Here is a 14908-nt window from a genome sequence, read left to right as displayed (position 1 = left end):
ACAACCTCTGAGGCACACAAATTAAATGCGATCGCTAGCTAAACCAACCAAACTGCGTGAATGCCCATTTTGAGAAAATCGTTCTGCGATTATTTTTTGATAAACTGCCTCATAGCCATCAGTCATTTTCTCAACGCTGAAACTGTTTTCGACATACTGACGGCAAGTATAACGGTCTAACTCTATTACCCGATCGATAGCACTGATGGACTCTTGAATATTATTGCAGAGGAAACCCGTCTTACCGTGGGAAATTACCTCTTGAGTAGACCCCAAGTTCATCGCAATCACTGGCGTACCCGAAGCCATTGACTCAACCATCACTAATCCAAAGGGTTCCCGCCAAGTGATGGGGAATAAAGTTGCTACTGCACCTCCCATGAGAGCATTTTTTTGAGCATGATTAGCTTCACCCAAGTACTGAATTTGCTCTCCGTCAATGTGCGGTTTGATTTCCTTCTCAAAATATTCCACATCAACAACATCTACCTTACCTGCCATTTTCAAGCACCAACCTGCTTGTTTTGCAATTTCTATTGCTAAATGCGCTCCCTTTTCAGGAGACATCCGACCCAAAAACGCTAAGTAAGGCGGATCTTCTGGTTGGGCGTGAAAATTATAACTGCTGACATCAATTCCGTTGTAGACCGTTGCTAGATAGTTCAACCCTAACCTTGGTTCTCGTTGTGCATCAGAAATACTGACGTAGGGTTGTTTTTTACCAAAACTAAACATCTTTTCGTTGTCAGAGGTAAAAATACCGTGCAACGTATGAACCGTAGGGGTTGTGACGAGATTTGTATAAGCCAGTGCCCCACATCCTATATGTGAGTGAATAATATCAAACTCTTCTGCGCGTTCATACACCGAAGCGAGATTCAGCATTTCATAAACGCTGTAATCTTTAATACTGCTATCGAGTCTGAGGGCACGGGGATGAACTGATACAAGTTTTGCCAGACTGATAGAATCTCCCGATGCAAATAAAGTTACTTCGTGTCCGCGTCGGACTAATTCATCGGTTAGTAACCCCACTACTAACTCTATACCACCATAAGCTGGAGGTGGAACTCTTTCCCATAATGGAGCTACTTGAGCAATTCTCATCACAAACCTCCTAAAAAATAAAGCTAGAATTAGAAGTTTTTTATTTCTGTTGTCATAGTGCTTGTAATTGATTGACTTGGCATCAGAAAGTAACTTCAGATACTAAATTTATTAACAATTTCCTTTAAATCTTATGCTCTTTCTTTTATAGTCCTTGTCTATCTTAGTACGGAAATTACCCACTCCTAAAGAGGTAAATTTATTCCGATATCTTAATTTTTGGTTGTTTAGTGTAATTTTTAATATAGATTTTTTGATGAATAATAATTTTATAAAATTGATAAGACTCACTTTTAATAGTGATATTAGGCGATAAATATCCAATTTCGCTGATCAATTCTCGAATTTACAAATATTAATTAAATAATAAAACCTGTAGGTACTCTTTGGGCGGCTTTCCGTACTCTAAAAGATAAACTGTAGCCGTCCAAAAGACAGATTTTGATAAATTAGGTATTTTGAAATCAAAAACAGCAATTTTGTTAGAAGTTCTATCCAAGTTTTTCAAGGTAACAATCAATTCTGTTCCTATTAACCTTATTTAAAGGCAATAAGAAGTCACGATAATTTAATTTTTCTACCTCCATGAGTTAGATTCCCTAGTAGTCCAAAGGGAGAAAACAGAGTTAAATCATTGACTTATTACATTAAATATGATATTTTGTATTGCTATCAATAAAAATCATATATATAAACGTGAATATCTCTCCATCTCTCAAAAAACCGCGTGTCTCATGGCAGGCGGTTTTCTCACTAGTAATATTTGTGTTCATGTATCTACCTATACTGGTACTTAGCTTTTATAGCTTCAATCAGTCGCCCTATAGCGCAACTTGGCAAGGATTCACTCTCGATTGGTATCGCAAGTTGTTCAGCGACGATCGCATTTTATCAGCCTTGCAAAACAGTATGATCGTTGCTGGTTGTGCAGTTGGGGTTTCAGCCGTGCTGGGAACCTTGATGGCCGTTGGGTTAGCGCGTTACGAATTTCCTGGCAAGAAATTGTATCGGGGTGTTGCTTACTTACCATTGATTATTCCCGATATTGCGATCGCAGTGGCAACCCTAGTTTGTTTAGCCGCCTTTGCCATACCCTTGAGTTTGTGGACGATAGTTGCAGCGCATATCGTGTTTTGTCTAGCTTATGTCGGACTTGTAGTTGCTTCCCGACTTACCAATTTAGATCCCCACTTAGAAGAAGCAGCACTAGATTTAGGTGCTACACCAATCCAAGCTTTCATGCAAGTATTATTACCTCAACTAATGCCTGGTATTTTGGCTGGTTGTCTTTTGGCTTTTGTCCTCAGCTTAGATGACTTTCTGATTTCCAGCTTTACTGCCGGTAGCGGTTCTAACACCCTACCAATGGAAATTTTTAGCCGGATTAGAACAGGAGTCAAGCCTGATATTAACGCTTTGAGCGTCATGTTGATTTCAGTATCTGCGATCGTTGCATTTATAGCTGAATTAATTCGCGCTTCTGGAGAAAATAAAAGCTAAAAATAAAACTTGTAATTAATAATCAAAATTATGGATAACTTGGTTCTCCATGAACTTTTTTGGATGGCAAAAAAAGCTATATTCAAAGAGACGTTGCAATGTAAACACCTCTACATTCTTCATACTTATGTATTTGTATTTACCCATAGTTAAAAACGTCCCAACATAAATAAATATATAAAATTTATTCATCTTCTTGTTCTCATGTTAAAAGAAGTTTAAGCACATGAATAAACTTCGTGTTCGCTTCTCAACATAACTGTTTTCAATTAGATAATATTGGGGCTAACTTTGGAGAAAATGCTCTTTCCCCCTCATTATGCAAATCTGCCAAAATCCCAATTGCTCAAATCCATTCAACTCTGATAGCAATAGATTTTGCGTGAGTTGCGGACAAAGCAGCTTTGGCAAACTTCTAAGAAGCCGTTACCGCGTATTAAGACTCTTAGGTGAAGGTGGATTTAGTAGAACCTATGCTACAGAAGATGTAGACAGACTAAACGCGCCTTGCGTCATCAAGCAATTTTTCCCTCAATTTCAGGGAACCGGACAACGCACCAAAGCAGCAGAATTTTTTAAAGAAGAGGCTTTTCGGTTGTATGAACTGGGAGAAAATCATACCCAAATTCCTAGATTACTAGCTTATTTTGAGCAAGGTGCTAGTTTGTATCTTGTCCAAGAATTCATTCAAGGAAAAACTCTCTTACAAGAAGTTCAGCAGCAAATCTATGGTGAAAAACAGGTTTGGGAACTTTTAGCTGATTTATTGCCAGTACTGGAATTTATTCATACCCATAACGTCATTCATCGGGATATCAAACCAGAAAATATTATCCGCCGTGCAAGTGATGAAAAACCCGTATTAATTGACTTTGGTGGTGCTAAACAAGTAACACAAACCAGTTTAGGAAGACAGGCTACAGTAATTTATACCCTTGGTTATGCCCCAACTGAACAAATGGCTGGATTTGCTTGTCACGGCAGTGATTTGTATGCTTTGGGTGTAACTTGTGTGCGTCTTTTAACTCGATGTTTGCCTTTGCAAGATGCTTCTGGACAGGTTAATGACCCTATTTATGATGCCATGAATGCTAAATGGTTGTGGCGCGAACGATTACAAGAAAAAGGTATTACTATCAGCGAAGACTTAGAGAGAATTTTAGAAAAATTACTAAAACATCTACCCAGTGAAAGATATCAAACAGCAGTAGAAGTTATCAACGATTTGAAATTTGCAACATCGAACATTGAACCGGTTGCCCTGAAAATTGTTTCGATGTCTCAACCTATATTACCGCCGTTACCACAGAAAGTAATAGTACCATTACCTCCCTTAGAAACCTTTGAATTTGACGTAGTGACAGTAGACACAGGTGGTAGAGAAGTAAACCGCATGAGTGGTAATGCCAACTTCTTTGCCGAAGAATTGGGTAAATCTGTCACCTTAGAAATGGTATCTATTCCTGGCGGTACTTACATGATGGGTTCACCGGAATGTGAAGGAGATGCTGATGAACGTCCTCGACATAAAGTTACCGTCAAACCGTTTTTTATGGGGAAATTTCCCGTAACTCAAGCACAGTGGAGAGTAGTCGCAGCTTTACCCAAAGTCAAACAAGCTTTAAATCCCAATCCGTCAAAATTCAAAGGTTTAGATAGACCAGTAGAAAATGTATCTTGGTATGAGGCTGTAGAATTCTGTCTCAGACTATCAGAAAGAACTGGACGCGACTATCGTTTACCGAGTGAGGCTGAATGGGAATATGCTTGTCGGGCTGGAACTACAACATCCTTCCACTTTGGCGAAACCATTACTTCTGAGTTAGTCAGTTGCACTATCGAAACAACAAGCAAATTTCGTAGAGAAACAACTAACGTCGGTAGTTTTGAAGTCGCCAACGCCTTTGGATTATACGATATGCACGGGCTAGTTTGGGAATGGTGCGCTGACTCGTGGCACAACAATTACAGCGATGCACCCTCAGATGGAACAGCCTGGGAAGTTGGCGGTGATATTAATCGCCGAGTGCTACGTGGTGGTTCTTGGAGTTTCAATGCCGAACTGTGTCGCAGCGCCAGCCGTAGCTGGAATGAGTCAGACGGTGGGCTAAGAGTTTGTGGCTTTAGAGTAGTATTTTCTGTAGAGGAGATTATTTAGCAATTTAATTTATAGGCTGTAGTAATTATGAAAGACAAAATTGAGAAAGGTGACATAGTAATTATTAATAAAATTGGAAAATATCATAATCAAGTAGGGGAAGTTAGTGGAGTTGATTACAATATTTTCTTTGTGAAAATAGTAATAGTGAAGTTAGGTAATCAAGAAGAAAACTTTGAAGAAAAAGATTTACAATTACAAACTAAAAAGCCGAGTATTGAAGAAGTAATTGTATCAATAGACAAAATTCTAGAACAAGTTGAACAGATTACTAACTTGCCAGCAAAAGAGAAGGTAGAGCTACCCAACCGTCTGAAATATCTTAAATTAGATATTCCTAAATTAGATAAGCAGGTAATCCAAAAAAACTTTGACGTTATAGATAAAATATTTACAGTAACAAGAGAAGCAGACTCATCAGCAAGCTTTTGGCAGGAAATAGATTCTAATTTAGAGAAAATAAGCTGGTGGATTAGAACAAGCTTGTGAAGCAGTAGGTAGGTCAGCAAAAATAAATTAAACTATCTGTTTTGCAAGAGCCACTGAGTTTATTGGTTTCAAATTAACATGAAAGCTATACAGAATTATCTCGTTCTTAGTCTCCGACTGGGAATGCTTAATGTAATGCTCCGCTTCAAGACTTGCGGCAGAACTGCAATGATTAGCATTTCCAGCCTCGGCTGGAAACGAGGTTTTGGAATTCATTCGACATAATTAAACGTAACTATATTTTTCTCGTGTTTTATGTCTAATGGCTTATACCTCATACCTCCTGACATATTATGAGCAGTGATATTTATTTTTACCCATCTAATTAAATTTGTATTTGTAACTATAAAACTTAAATGTACGTATTAACTTGATATAAACTTTCAAAAACTATGTTTTTATACTTTGAGTGTAGTTTTTTAACAGTAATTCTTAAGTTTTTAGATTAAACAAGAGAGTTTTTTCGATAAAATAAAGTATAAATATCATCAGGAATATATATGCGTTTTTCTCAGTTTACAGGGGTTGTTGGTTGTACGATCGCAGCTTTTATGTCAATTGCACCCATGCAGGTAGATGCTGCAACTTTTAAAGTGATATCAGGAGTCACCAGCATCGATCGCGATCACGAAGATATTCTTAAAAGTATCGGGCTAACCTTGACAGGCAACAATAATACAATTTCACCAATTCCCAGCAATTATTTAGTCGGCTTTGACATCGATTCAGCTACTAACTTTACCTTTAGCGACGAGGGCGGCTTTACTCCGCTATCAGGGACAATCGAACATACTGGTACTGTTACCTTTAATAATCAAATTACTGTTGGTGATTTTTCAATTGGTTTTGCTCCAGGACGTACCGTTCAAGATGCTAGCGGATTTGTTTTAAGAGACACTTTTTCTTTAGATACGATTTTGTTTGATTTGAGTATTCCAGAACCTGCGGTATTTGATGGTCAAAATTTAACCATTCCTGATGTTAAATTGCTGGTTTCTCCAGAGTTTGCAAAAATACTGCAAAAACCTGAATTGACAGGTTTGTTTGCTGGAACTGCACGAATTGATGCTCAAGTTGCTGCCGTACCCGAACCTGATAGTGTACTAGCAGTTTTGGCAGTGGGTGCGGCTCTCTTGGCAACTAGATTTTATAAAATTAAATACACTTGATATCCTGAAGCATAGCTAAATGCTTATTAACTGGCGCAAGGGTATTGGCAGCAATCAGCCCACTAGCGGCGACTGCTGGTAAACCAATACCGGGAAATGTTGAGTCGCCACAGCACATCAATCCTGGTAGGGGTGTGCTGGGGCCAGGAAACATCCCACTTCCAGCCTGAATTGCTGGGCCGTAAGAACCTTGGTGACGGCGGAGATAACGCTCGTGAGTTAGAGGTGTACCGACAAGTGTGACTTCGCAACGAGAGCGAATATCTGGAATTATCCGCTCTAAAGCTTGCCACATTACTTCTGAACGCGATCGCTTTTGTTCGGCATATTCTTGACTCCTTCTATCCATTCCCTGCCAGATAGAGTATGGCTCATTACCAGGTGTATAAACATGAATCACGTGTTTACCTGCTGGCGCTAAAGATGGATCAAGAACTGAAGGGATGGAGATAACCACCACATTTTGAGGTGCTGTTACGCCTAATTCCCAGTTATTAACTACGATGTAATGACACCGCAAATTTGACTGTAATCCTTGAGCATCGATGCCTAAATGCAGGTGCATAAAGCTATCACACTCAGGGGTGGCTTGTCGTTTGCTGCGGTACTGTTTGGGTATTGCCTTTTCTGGTAAGAGCTTCAGCGTGTCCCAAACCGAGGCGTTAGAAATCACTGCTCGTTTTGCGCGAATTTCGGAGCGATCGCGCAGACGCACACCCACCGCACGATTACCTTCTACAAGCACTTCTTCCACATGAGCACCTAGCATCAGCTTCCCACCGTGACGCTCTAACCCTTGTACAAGGCTGTCAACTAAAGCACCACTACCACCAATGGGATATTCCAGAACTGCATCTGGGCGATACCAGTCTGCAAACATAAATGCTACCTCTGCGGCACTAGTACCATCTGCGGGCAATCCAGAAAGGAGAAAACACAGCAAATTCAGCCAGTTTCGGGTAAACGAGTCTTTAACAACCCCATCCATAATCCGGCTGAAGGGGCCTGTCAGCTTGATTATATTCGCCACATTTTTTGTCAGAGATGGCACAAAGGGGCCCACAGTTCTAGCTGCACCAAAATCAAAGCGTAATGCGGCCGGTGGTATGGAAGTTGCAGCCCTAGCAAATGGTTCCATAACGCGCTGGAGTTCTCGCCATTCAGCAACAGCATCATCACCACAGAATTTCATCAGCACTTCACAAAATTGCTCTGCACCAACCGCCGTGTCAAAATCACCTTCTGGTAGACAACAACCCCAAGTATCGTAGGTGACGCATGGCAATTCAGAACCAATTGCATCTAACACTTGTCGCAAAGGGTTAGCAGAGGGGCTGTAAGATAGTCCAGAATAGAGAGACGGGCCAGAGTCGAACTTGAAACCATTGCGTTCAAAACCATGAGCAGCGCCCCCAGCAATGGAGTGGCTTTCGCAGACTATCACATCAAAGCCATATCGTGCCAAAAGAGCAGCACAACTCAAACCGCCAATACCGCTACCAATAACAACTATATCTGTGTTTTGCATATCCCTGATGTTTGCAACAATAAATTAAAACAGTTGTGGAAACTTGGATAATATCATTCGCTTCCCCATCCAGAAACCGCTCTAATTGGTTAATATCATCACTAAGGATGGACAATGGGGAATGGGGAATGGGGAATTGGGAGAAGGGGAATAATTATGACCAATGACAAATGACCAATGACAAATGACAAATTCATATTGGAGAAAGGAATTTGAAAAATCAGCAATTAGGAAATTGGCAAACCACAGTTTTAGGAATTGTGTTAGCAACACTAGTGATTTTGGGACTAAATTCCTTTATTATTATTAACCCAGGGGAAGCAGGAGTCATCAGCATCTTGGGTAAAGCTAGAGATGGCGCTTTATTAGAAGGGATTCACATGAAACCGCCTTTTATCTCAGTGATAGATGTGTATGATTTAACTGTTCAAAAATTTGAAGTGCCAGCCGAGAGTTCTACAAAAGATTTGCAAAATTTATCTGCGAGATTTGCGATCAACTTTCGTCTCGATCCTATTAAGGTAGTTGAAGTTAGAAGAAAACAAGGAACCTTAGCAAATATAGTATCAAAAATAATTGCACCTCAGACGCAAGAAGCATTTAAAATTGCAGCCGCCAGAAGAACAGTAGAAGAAGCAATTACTAAAAGAAGTGAATTAAAAGAAGACTTCGATCAAGCGTTAGGCGATCGCTTAGACAAATATGGGATAATTGTGTTAGATACTAGCGTAGTTGATTTAGCATTCTCACCAGAATTTGCCAGAGCAGTGGAAGAAAAACAAATTGCTGAACAACGGGCGCAAAGAGCCGTTTATGTAGCGCGGGAAGCAGAACAAGAAGCACAAGCAGATGTGAATCGCGCCAAAGGTAGGGCAGAAGCTCAAAGGCTTTTAGCAGAGACACTCAAAGCGCAAGGAGGACAGTTAGTTTTACAAAAAGAAGCAATTGAAGCTTGGAGAAGTGGCGGCGCTCAAATGCCCAAAGTCCTCGTTATGGGTGGAGACTCAAAAAGCGGTGTACCCTTCATATTCAACCTGGGAAATGTCCCAAATCAACCATAAGGAGTTGGCATTAGATAACAAGCTCTCTATTATGGAATTTGCTCTGACTTTCAGACAAATTCTGCAATACTTGGACGATTTGCAATCTCAAATCTAAAATCCAAAATAGTATAAGTTGGGCTAGTCCCAACTCAAACACAACAGAAAAACCAACAAGCTCATCAATCAAAGTTTATGTCAACCTCCAATCCTCACAATCTCACCGCCGAAGAAGCGAAAAAATTACTGAATAAATTTAACTGTCTAGACATCGCGCCTATTCTCAAGCCATCAGAAAAAGAAGTAATTCGTGATGCCCTAATTTTGGTAACTAAACTTGCTGATTATCAAATTTTAGGAATTTGTGCCGATACAGCAGAAGAAGGAATACTGGCTATGAAGACCTATTCTTTGGCTTTGGGTTATGAACCACCAAACAATTTGCTGACACCTGAAGGGCCAGTTTATATCAAATTAAACGGTAAAAATGGCTTGTGCTATCTTGATTCTTATGCTGGACATCATCGTGGAGTATTAGTATCTTGTCAGTCTTACCACGAAGACGGAATCAACGAAATGTATGGACATCTACCTTTGGATTTATTTGTATAGAATTCGGCGAATGTAGGTAGAGTATGTGCTTTACCTACTAACTAACGGTCAATGAAAAATTACTAGATTTTATGAGTATTATTACACTCCAGTCGGTTAAAAAAGACTTTGGCATCAAAGAAGTTTTAAAAGATGCCAGCTTTAGCCTTGATGCTACCGATAAAGTTGGCTTAATTGGTACTAATGGTTCAGGAAAATCAACCCTATTAAAAATGATTGCCGGGTTAGAATCCATTGATAGCGGTCAAATTATAATTAACTCCGGTTCTAAAATCATCTACTTACCCCAGCAGCCAGATTTAGATGAAAATCACACAGTTTTAGAGCAAGTTTTTGCTGACAGTGGTGAACATACAGCTTTGGTGCGTGAGTATGAAGAACTATCAGATAAATTAGCTCACTATCCAGATGATAACCAACTGATGTCTCGCCTTTCTGCGGTGATGCAAAAGATGGATACAAATGATGCTTGGGAACTAGAAACTAATGCTAAAATCATCCTCACAAAATTAGGAATTTCTGACTTTGATGCCAAGATAGGCACTTTATCTGGAGGCTATCGCAAGCGCATTGCTTTAGCATCAGCATTGCTAGCAGAACCCGATGTTTTGCTTATGGATGAGCCAACAAACCATCTTGATGCTCTTTCTGTAGAATGGTTACAAAGTTATTTAAATCGCTATCGCGGCGCACTTTTCCTGATCACCCACGATCGCTATTTTCTAGATCGTGTCACCAATCGGATCGTGGAAATTGACCGAGGCGACATTTACACCTATACAGGTAACTACTCATATTACCTCGAAAAGAAAGCTTTAGCTGAAGAATCTGCCGTCAGTAGTCAACGAAAACATCAAGGCTTATTGCGACGCGAGTTAGAATGGCTCAAAAAAGGGCCGAAAGCTAGAAGTACTAAGCAAAAAGCTAGAATTGACCGCGCTCATGCTCTGCGGGATACTGAATTTAAAGAAGTTCAGGGTAAAGTTGATATTTCTACAGTTGGTCGTCGCATTGGCAAAAAGGTTATTGAATTAAATAACATTTCTAAGGCATACAATGGGCGCACCCTAATTAATAATTTCACCTACGAATTTAGTCCAGAAGACCGCATCGGCATTATCGGCGCGAATGGTGCTGGTAAATCCACTTTAATGGATATTATCACTGGTCAGATTCAGCCAGATTCAGGTGTTGCAGAAATTGGGACTACAATTCATATCGGTTATTTTGACCAGCATTCGGAAGAATTGCTCACAGCCTTAAACGAAAATCAGCGCGTGATTGACTACATCAAAGAAGAAGGAGAATTTATCAAAATTACCGATGGGACTCAAATTACTGCTTCGCAAATGTTGGAGCGGTTTTTGTTTCCTGGTAATCAACAGTATGCCCCAATTAATAAACTTTCGGGTGGTGAAAAACGCCGTTTATTTCTGTTGCGGGTTTTGATGAGTGCGCCCAATGTCTTGATTTTAGATGAACCGACAAATGATTTAGATGTTCAGACATTGGCAGTATTAGAGGATTATTTAGAGGATTTTGTCGGTTGTGTGATTGTAGTTTCTCACGATCGCTACTTTCTCGATCGCACCATCGACACAGTATTTTCCTTTGAGGAAGGCGGTAATCTCCGGCAATATCCAGGTAATTACTCGATTTATCTGGACTATAAGAAGGCTGAAGAGGCACAGCAACAAGCTGCGAACGCTAAGGAGAAGCCGAAAAATGTCGAAGTCCAAAATAATGGTGCGGCTTCACCCAAGGATGGAGAGAATACCAAGCGGCGTAGATTATCCAATTGGGAGAAAAAAGAATTTGAGCAGTTGGAAGGTAAAATTGCCGAGTTAGAGGCTGAGAAAGAAGAAACCGAGAAAACCCTAGCGAATGTCTCACCGGGGAATTATAGCCAAGTTCAGAAATTATACGATCATGTGGAAAAGCTCAAGCACGCGATCGATGTGGCGACTGAACGGTGGTTAGAATTGGCTGAGATGGAGTCTTAATAGTAAGCATTTCACGTTTGCAAATATACCGGGCGATTAGAAATCGCGGCTATACAGACAAAACCCACCTACGTGGGTTTCAAACGCTCAATTTTTTCTTAGTCCGCGCAGGCGGACTACCCTGCGGGAAGCCGCAAAGCGTCTATGCTTGTGTAGCTGCGAATTCTATTCGCTTTAGATACAGAGGAAAAAGACGAAGAAGCCAAAAGACTAAAGATTATCTTTCTTTCCTCTTCCTCATTGAAATATAGTTATTTTTATTCGCACTTATCAGGTACATGGCAAAGCTAGCATTGCTGATTGGAATTAGTGACTATCAACCAGGGTTAAATGCTTTACCTGGCGCTGTGCAAGATATAAAAGCAATGCAGCGAGTCTTACAGCACTCAGAAATGGGTGGTTTTGCCGATGCTGATATTACAGTACTGGAAAATCCCCCACGCCAAGTAATGGAAGAAGCAATTGAAACTTTGTTTTCTGGTCGTCAAAAAGATGACTTAGTATTGCTGTATTTCTCAGGACACGGTGTTAAAGATGAGGCTGGCAGATTATCTTTGACAAATAGCCAAACCCGTAAGAACCTTAAAGGCGAACTCATTCAAACTACCGCTACTACTGCCACCCTTATACATGGGATGATGGAAAAAAGCCGTTCTCGGCGACAGGTAATTATTCTTGACTGTTGCTTTAGCGGTGCTTTTGCTGAAGGTATGAAAGCAAAAGATGATAACAGCGTAGATATCAAGAATCAACTAGGAGGCGAGGGACGAGCGGTACTAACTTCTTCCACGTCTACCCAGTATTCTTTTGAACAAGTAGGATCAGACCTATCGGTTTACACCCGCTACATTGTGGAAGGTATTGAGAAAGGCGCGGCTGACACTGATAACGATGGCATGATTTCTGTAGATGAACTGCATGAATATGCCCGTAAAAAAGTGCAGGAAGCAGCCCCAGCAATGAAGCCAGAAATTTATGCTGTTAGAGAAGGCTTTAAAATTAAGTTAGCAAAAGCTCCTTTAGGCGATCCTCAATTAGAGTACCGTAAAGAAGTAGAGCGATGGGCTAGAGATGGTAAGATTTCATCTGTGGGTCGCCGCATTCTCAAACGTCGGCAAAGTGAATTGGGTTTGTCAATTGAGATAGCAACCCAAATTGAAGACGAAGTTTTGGAACCTTACCGCAAGTATCAAGAAAATCTCAAGGAATATGAAGAAGCGCTGGCTGAGGCGATACAACATGAAGGGATTTTGAGCCAGCATACATTGGAGGAATTGAAGCGCTTACAGCAACTGTTGCAACTTAGAGATGAGGATATCGATCTGATTGAAGTGCCTGTAGCAATAGAAAAAGACACAATCAAACAATCTAAATCTCCACGCCGAAAATCTACTGAGACCTTAATACAGAAAGAAGCAAAAAATCAATTAGTAGATATTAAATCTACAGAAATAGAACTAGCTGAACGGGCAGAGTACAAAGACGAAGGTTTCTTTGAACGTTTTACAGAGAAGGCGATTAAGACAATAATGTTAGCGCAGGAAGAAATGCGCCGTCTTGGTCATAATTCCGTTGGTACAGAACAAATACTCTTAGGACTGATTGGAGAAGGAACTGGTGTTGCTGCTCAAGTGCTGAGATTGAAAGGCATTAAGCTGGCAGATACCCGTACAGAAGTAGAAAAAATTATTGGACGTGGTAGTGGTGGTTTTGTACCACCAGAAATTCCCTTTACAAAAAATGCAAAAAGAGTCTTAGAGTTATCTTTAGAAGAAGCTAGGGCACTTAATCACAGTTATATTAGTACTGGCCACCTGCTTTTGGGTTCTATTAGATTAGAAGAAGGCGTAGCAGTAAGGGTTTTGGAAAACTTAGGTGTTAATTTAGAGAACTTAAGAGAACAAGTTTTGCATACGATTCACTTATCTGAAAATAAAAATATACAATCTACATAAACCAAATATAGCAATCCCAACACCTTTGCAATTATTTCTCTTCTTTGCAAGAGGCTTCCCTAACAAAACGCTGCGCGAACACTTTGCTTGCAATGACAGTGTTTTGCCGACGATTATATCGCTGTTGATTTAAGTGCGATCGCTCTGTCTCTTCCAAACTGCGATCGCCTACGCAGGAAGTGTTATCCTAATAAATTACTCAGCCCAGTTCTCTAATAACAGCGTAGGAATACGAGAAAATTCTCGGATATTATTGGTGACAAGAGTAACTCCTAAACTTAAAGCATGAGCAGCGATGAGCATATCCATTGCACCAATGATGAGTCCTCTACTTTCAAGATTGCTTCTAATACTACCGTAAATTGTCGCAGATGCTTGATTGAAATCAACAATTTCTAGAGGTAGCAAAAATTGTAGTAGGGCATTGCAGTTTTTCTCTTGCTGTTCGCTCTTGGCTACTCCGTATTCAAGTTCCGCAACAGTAATAGAGGAGATACCCACATCAGAAATGCTAAGGGTTTGAAATTTATTTAGCACTTTTTGAGGTTTTTGCTTGATGATGTAAATGCAGATGTTGGTATCAAGCAGGTATTGCATTTACAAACTCTCTCTGGTGTCTATGAGTGGCTGGTCTCTAGTAGTCATGTAATCATCAGAGAAATTTTCTAGACTCTCAATGAGAGATTGCCAGGGGTTATCTTTGGCAATGAGAACAATAGCGTTACCAATTTTTTTGATATAGACTTCTGTGCCAGTGAGTTGAAAATCTTTGGGCAAAATAACAACTTGGTGAGTGCCATCAGTGCTGATTTTAGCGGTGTTCATTATCTTACTGTTATTCTGTTGCAGTTGCTCATCGTTAAACTATAGCGCTCCCCATTATATGTCATACACTTTTAATAACAAGCTCAATAATATTATTTGGTAAGTTGTCAATCTGCTTTTGTACCGACTTTGAAATAGCGATCGCATAACTCATTATCTTTGCTCTGAGCGATTAGCAAGATATTCCTCTATAGTCACTGATTCACCATCGCTATACTCAGCGCGAACTGCTTGAATTTCTGCCAGTGTTTCTGCGTCGTCTTCATACAACGCTTCTTCGGCTTCAAAAATTTGTTGCTCAATTAGTTCTTGAAGTTGACGTTTTTCTGTTAAATCAAGAGAAGATATTGCTTCTGCTAAAGTTTCTAAGGAGGTTGTAGTTTAACAATGGCTGGCATTTTTCTCCTATTGGGTGTGTTTTATTCGCATTTTGACACCATTATGCTGATTTTAACAGTTATATTTTTGCCAAGCCCAAAGTCTTTAGGTTGTATTTCACGCTTGTGGGGTCAGCGCAGCAAT

General features: G+C 40.1%; 11 protein-coding genes and 2 pseudogenes. 9 read left to right on the top strand and 4 right to left on the bottom strand.

Annotated elements, in window-relative coordinates; all coding sequences use genetic code 11:
• Positions 1 to 21: 21 nt before the first annotated feature.
• A complete protein-coding gene (locus FD724_RS27495; RefSeq protein WP_179074806.1) occupies positions 22 to 1107 on the bottom strand; it encodes a glycosyltransferase family 4 protein in 1086 nt (361 codons plus the stop codon).
• A gap of 771 nt (positions 1108 to 1878) precedes the next feature.
• On the opposite strand from FD724_RS27495, the gene FD724_RS27490 reads away from it, so the two are divergent.
• The 4 genes from FD724_RS27490 to FD724_RS27475 all read left to right on the top strand — a co-directional run bounded on the left by FD724_RS27490 (position 1879) and on the right by FD724_RS27475 (position 6423).
• Positions 1879 to 2607, top strand: coding sequence for an ABC transporter permease (locus tag FD724_RS27490; RefSeq protein ID WP_199346144.1), 729 nt, complete (start codon positions 1879 to 1881; stop codon positions 2605 to 2607).
• Positions 2608 to 2926: 319 nt separating this feature from the next.
• Entirely contained in the window at positions 2927 to 4765 is a 1839-nt protein-coding gene (locus FD724_RS27485) for a bifunctional serine/threonine-protein kinase/formylglycine-generating enzyme family protein (RefSeq protein WP_179074804.1), read from the top strand.
• 27 nt (positions 4766 to 4792) lie between these two features.
• Positions 4793 to 5254: a hypothetical protein gene (locus FD724_RS27480; protein WP_179074803.1), complete on the top strand. Its 462-nt coding sequence runs from the start codon at positions 4793 to 4795 to the stop codon at positions 5252 to 5254.
• Between the two features lie 500 nt (positions 5255 to 5754).
• Positions 5755 to 6423, top strand: a complete 669-nt coding sequence (locus FD724_RS27475) for a hypothetical protein (RefSeq protein WP_179074802.1) — start codon at positions 5755 to 5757, stop codon at positions 6421 to 6423.
• Here the strand turns inward: FD724_RS27475 and FD724_RS27470 are convergent.
• Positions 6410 to 7951, bottom strand: a complete 1542-nt coding sequence (locus tag FD724_RS27470) for an NAD(P)/FAD-dependent oxidoreductase (RefSeq protein WP_179074801.1) — start codon at positions 7949 to 7951, stop codon at positions 6410 to 6412. The genes FD724_RS27475 and FD724_RS27470 overlap by 14 nt on opposite strands.
• Positions 7952 to 8163: 212 nt before the next feature.
• On the opposite strand from FD724_RS27470, the gene FD724_RS27465 reads away from it, so the two are divergent.
• The 5 genes and pseudogenes from FD724_RS27465 to FD724_RS41140 form a co-directional block, all read left to right on the top strand.
• Positions 8164 to 9012: a prohibitin family protein gene (locus FD724_RS27465; protein ID WP_179074800.1), complete on the top strand. Its 849-nt coding sequence runs from the start codon at positions 8164 to 8166 to the stop codon at positions 9010 to 9012.
• 174 nt (positions 9013 to 9186) lie between these two features.
• Positions 9187 to 9603, top strand: coding sequence for a DUF1824 family protein (locus FD724_RS27460; RefSeq protein ID WP_114085940.1), 417 nt, complete (start codon positions 9187 to 9189; stop codon positions 9601 to 9603).
• Between the two features lie 71 nt (positions 9604 to 9674).
• Positions 9675 to 11606, top strand: coding sequence for an ABC-F family ATP-binding cassette domain-containing protein (locus FD724_RS27455; RefSeq protein ID WP_179074799.1), 1932 nt, complete (start codon positions 9675 to 9677; stop codon positions 11604 to 11606).
• Between the two features lie 278 nt (positions 11607 to 11884).
• Positions 11885 to 12523, top strand: a pseudogene (locus FD724_RS41145) (caspase domain-containing protein); the annotation flags it as partial.
• Positions 12524 to 13135: 612 nt separating this feature from the next.
• Positions 13136 to 13558, top strand: a pseudogene (locus FD724_RS41140) (Clp protease N-terminal domain-containing protein); the annotation flags it as partial.
• Between the two features lie 198 nt (positions 13559 to 13756).
• On the opposite strand, the gene FD724_RS27445 reads toward FD724_RS41140, so the two are convergent.
• Together FD724_RS27445 and FD724_RS27440 are read right to left on the bottom strand one after the other, a co-directional pair.
• Positions 13757 to 14158 carry a type II toxin-antitoxin system VapC family toxin gene (locus tag FD724_RS27445; protein ID WP_179074797.1) on the bottom strand — a complete coding sequence of 134 codons (402 nt, stop codon included), beginning with the start codon at positions 14156 to 14158 and terminating at the stop codon, positions 13757 to 13759.
• Positions 14159 to 14386, bottom strand: a complete 228-nt coding sequence (locus FD724_RS27440) for an antitoxin (protein WP_179074796.1) — start codon at positions 14384 to 14386, stop codon at positions 14159 to 14161.
• Between the last annotated feature and the right edge of the window lie 522 nt (positions 14387 to 14908).

This window comes from Nostoc sp. C057 (assembly GCF_013393925.1).
Classification (GTDB): Bacteria; Cyanobacteriota; Cyanobacteriia; order Cyanobacteriales; family Nostocaceae; genus Nostoc; species Nostoc muscorum_A.
The sequence above is the reverse complement of the archived record's forward strand: the minus strand, read 5'-3'. Positions and strand labels throughout refer to the sequence as shown.

Coding starts and splice junctions, on each gene's coding strand:
- FD724_RS27495 (WP_179074806.1), bottom strand. CDS start 1,107: ATGAGAATTGCTCAAGTAGCTCCATTATGGGAAAGAGTTCCACCTCCA.
- FD724_RS27490 (WP_199346144.1), top strand. CDS start 1,879: ATGTATCTACCTATACTGGTACTTAGCTTTTATAGCTTCAATCAGTCG.
- FD724_RS27485 (WP_179074804.1), top strand. CDS start 2,927: ATGCAAATCTGCCAAAATCCCAATTGCTCAAATCCATTCAACTCTGAT.
- FD724_RS27480 (WP_179074803.1), top strand. CDS start 4,793: ATGAAAGACAAAATTGAGAAAGGTGACATAGTAATTATTAATAAAATT.
- FD724_RS27475 (WP_179074802.1), top strand. CDS start 5,755: ATGCGTTTTTCTCAGTTTACAGGGGTTGTTGGTTGTACGATCGCAGCT.
- FD724_RS27470 (WP_179074801.1), bottom strand. CDS start 7,951: ATGCAAAACACAGATATAGTTGTTATTGGTAGCGGTATTGGCGGTTTG.
- FD724_RS27460 (WP_114085940.1), top strand. CDS start 9,187: ATGTCAACCTCCAATCCTCACAATCTCACCGCCGAAGAAGCGAAAAAA.
- FD724_RS27455 (WP_179074799.1), top strand. CDS start 9,675: ATGAGTATTATTACACTCCAGTCGGTTAAAAAAGACTTTGGCATCAAA.
- FD724_RS27445 (WP_179074797.1), bottom strand. CDS start 14,158: ATGCAATACCTGCTTGATACCAACATCTGCATTTACATCATCAAGCAA.
- FD724_RS27440 (WP_179074796.1), bottom strand. CDS start 14,386: ATGAACACCGCTAAAATCAGCACTGATGGCACTCACCAAGTTGTTATT.